This is a genomic window from Mycobacterium sp. TH-M82 (assembly GCF_057473605.1).
In genome coordinates, this window is sequence record NZ_JBYCKY010000769.1 from 1 (window position 1) to 3470 (window position 3470).

The following is a 3470-nucleotide window of genomic DNA, read 5'->3' on the forward strand; positions in this document are numbered from 1 at the left end:
CGCCCTCGTTATGTGCCGGGCCGGCCGTGGTGCCGTCAAGAAGCCCTGTGCCGCATTGGTTTGACGACTCTTCGGGTCGGCGACGGGGCGCATAACGCCCGTGGTTGGGGTGATGGTTGCTTTCTACCGCTACTTGTAGAGAGGAAGTTGCCATGTGGGAGAAGTACTTCGTCAAGCCGCTGACGATCGATCGGATCCGCGCGTCGTGGATCGGCCCGGAGGTGGAGCGGTATGCGGCGTGGCTGGATGAGCAGGGCTACCGTCCCAGGACTGTGTTGCGGCGGGTACCAGAGATGCTCGCTTTTGGCGAGTTCGCCCGGGGGCACGGGGCGGCGTCGGTGCGGGATCTTCCGGAGCATGTCGAGGCATTCGTGCAGTTCCGGGTCGGCCCGAACTGCGTTAGGCCACGGCTTGCGAAGGAGATCCGCGGTCCGGTGGAGCAGATGCTGCGGGTGGTCCTGGTCGACTTCGAGGGCACCGGCCGTCACCGTCACAACCTGCCGTTCGCAGACACCGTGCCCGGGTTCTTCAACTACCTCGCTGAGGAGCGCGGGCTGCGGCCTGCCACGATCCTGGCCTACCGGCACTACCTGTCCCGTCTTGAAGCGTTCCTGATCGGCGTCGGCGCGACGGTGCCCGAGCTGTCGCCGACGCTGCTGAGCGCGTTCGTCACCGAACGTTCACGGGCGGGCTTGGCGAAGTCGACGGTGCGCGACACGTGTGGTGTCCTGCGGGTGTTTCTGCGGTACGCACACCGGGAAGGCGTCGTGCGTAGGGACTTGAGTGACGCGGTCGAGTGGCCGCAGGTGTATCGGCTGTCCACCGTGCCGCGGTCGATCACTTGGGCTGAGGTCGGCACCATGCTGGCCATAGTCGATCGACGCGCTCCTGTCGGCAAGCGCGACTACGCGATGTTGCTGCTGCTGGTGACCTACGGGTTGCGGGCACGCGAAGTCACCGCGCTGACGTTGGACGACATCGACTGGAAGCGGGAACGTCTGGCTGTCCCGGAACGCAAGGCGGGGCATTCCACCGCGTTCCCACTCTCACCGGTTGTGGGTGCGGCGTTGGCCGACTATCTGCAACACGGACGACCGGCGAGCAGCGATCGGCACGTGTTCTTCCGCGCTGCGGCTCCGGTGCGACCGGTCGGTACGGCCGCGATCTCCGCGTGCGCCCGCAACTATCTGCTGCTGGCAGGCATCGACGTGCCGCGGCCGGGCTCGCACACGCTGCGCCACACCTGCGTGCAGCGCCTTGTCGATGACGGCTTCACGTTGAAGACAATCGGTGACTTCGTCGGGCACCGCTCGGCGAAGTCGACCGAGGTCTACGCCAAAGTTGATGTCGAGAACCTCCGCGAGGTCGCCCTCGGCGACGGCGAACAGGTACTGCGATGACCGCCGACCTACACGCCGTCGTTGATGCCTACCTGACCCACAAACGCGGCGTGGGCCGCAAGTTCGACAGCGAACAGGCCGAACTCACGCTGCTGGCCCGCTTCGCCGACCAGCGTGGCATCAACCGACTCGATCAGCTCAATGCGGGCGTCATCGACGACTTCCTGGCTTCCCGGCCGCGGACGCGGCCGCGGAGCTTCAACCATCTGCTCGGCGTCGTCACCGGCCTGCTCAACTGGGCAGTGACGCAGGAAATGCTCGACGTCGCCCCAGCGTCGCTGACCCGCAAGCGTCGCGGGACGGCTGACCGGTTGCCGTTCCTATTCGACCGTGCGCAGGCGCGTCGACTGCTCGACACCGCAGCCGCGTTGCCGGACAACCCTCGCGCGCTGCACCGCGGCCCGACCTACCGCACCGTCTACGCGATCTGTTACGGCCTGGGGCTACGAGCGGGCGAGGCATGCGGACTGCGGGTCGCAGACGTCGATGTCGACCGCGGCCTGCTCGTGGTCCGCGGTGGCAAGTTCGGCAAGACCCGCCTCGTCCCGCACGGCCCACAGATCGGTGAACTGCTGCACCGCCAACTCGAGTACCGGCATCAGGAAGACCGATCCGCCGGGACCGACGGCCCGCTATTCACCTTCGACGGGCGGCGATGCATGCACCCGGGCACGGCCAGCCAGACCTTCCATCACCTCGTGCCTCTTCTCGACCTCCCTGTTCCTGACGGCGTGGGCGCGCCGCGACTGCACTCGCTGCGGCATTCGTTCGCCGTGGGATGCCTGCTGCGCTGGTATCGGCAAGGGATCAATCCCATGACGAGGCTGCACCAGCTGTCCACGTTCATGGGCCACGTCGACCCGAAATCGACCGCGGTCTACCTGCAGATCACCCCCGAACTGCTGGCCGAGGCCAACCGGCGGTTCGAAGCATTCGCGCAACCGGCCTGGGCGCAGGCACTGCCATGAGCACGAACACTCCGCTCGGCCCGATCGTGCAGTCCTTCTTCCTCGACCACCTGATCACCGTGAAAGGGCTACGACCGGCGTCGGTGCGCAGCTACCGCGACACCATGCGGCTGTTCCTGCTGTTCCTCGCCGGCGACAGGCGCTGCAAGATCACGAAGCTGCGGCTCGCCGATCTGACTTTCGACCGGGTCGTCGCGTTCCTGCGCTACCTCGAACTGGACCGCGGTAACCACGTCCGCACCCGCAACCAGCGCCTTGCCACACTGCACACGCTGTTCGACTACATCGCCACCCGTGAACCGGAGATGCTCGGCGTCTGCCAGCGTGTCGCAGCCATCCCGATGAAGCGTGCCGCGCCGGCCGAGACGAGCTTCCTCGAACGCGACGAGGTTGAGCAACTGTTCGCCGATATGCCCCACGAGGGCCGACTCACCCCGCGTGACCGTGCGCTGCTGCTGTTCCTCTACAACAGCGGCGCACGGGTGCAGGAGGTTGCCGACCTGCGCGTCGGTAACCTCGATCTCGGTGAATACCCCGTCGCGCGCTTGCACGGCAAAGGCGACAAGTGGCGGACCTGCCCGCTTTGGCAGCGCACCGCGCAGCTGCTCCGAGAGCTGCTGGACTGCGCCGACCAACCAGCCACCCCCGACACCGCGGTGTTCGTCGCCCGCGGGCAGCCGCTCACCCGTTCCGGTATCTACAAGATCGTGCGCCGGCACGCCGCCGGACTGGACGACCAGCGTCACGGGCGACACGTCAGCCCGCACACCTTCCGCCACACTGCGGCCGTCCACTTGCTGGAGGCCGGCGTGGAAGTCAACGTCATCCGAGGCTGGCTCGGTCACGCCGACCTGTCCACCACGAACCGGTACGCCGAGATCAACACCAAAGCGAAACAGGCGGCGCTCCGCGCCACCGAACTTCCAGGTTCTTCGGCGGGACCCCCGAGCAAGCCAATCTGGCGCACGGACGAAACCCTGCTGAACTGGCTCGCCTCACTCTGACCGTTATGCGCCCCGTCGCCGACCCGAAGAGTCGTCAAACCAATGCGGCACAGGGCTTCTTGACGGCACCACGGCCGGCCCGGCACATAACGAGGGCG

3 protein-coding genes are annotated in these 3470 nt (G+C 66.8%); all 3 read left to right on the plus strand.

The genetic code is table 11. The annotated features are described in order from the left end of the window. Window positions 1-152 precede the first annotated feature (152 nt). The 3 genes from AC2VON_RS22915 to AC2VON_RS22925 are packed head-to-tail and all read left to right on the plus strand — an operon-like array spanning window position 153 to window position 3372. Entirely contained in the window at window positions 153-1400 is a 1248-nt protein-coding gene (locus AC2VON_RS22915) for a tyrosine-type recombinase/integrase (protein ID WP_486954905.1), read from the plus strand. Next, window positions 1397-2368 (plus strand): tyrosine-type recombinase/integrase, encoded by a 972-nt coding sequence (locus AC2VON_RS22920; protein WP_486954906.1) that lies wholly within the window; start codon window positions 1397-1399, stop codon window positions 2366-2368. The genes AC2VON_RS22915 and AC2VON_RS22920 overlap by 4 nt, the downstream gene beginning before the upstream one ends. After that, the gene (locus AC2VON_RS22925) at window positions 2365-3372 is read left to right on the plus strand and encodes a tyrosine-type recombinase/integrase (RefSeq protein WP_486954907.1); all 1008 of its coding nucleotides are present in this window, start codon (window positions 2365-2367) and stop codon (window positions 3370-3372) included. The genes AC2VON_RS22920 and AC2VON_RS22925 overlap by 4 nt, the downstream gene beginning before the upstream one ends. The last annotated feature ends 98 nt before the right edge of the window (window positions 3373-3470 follow it).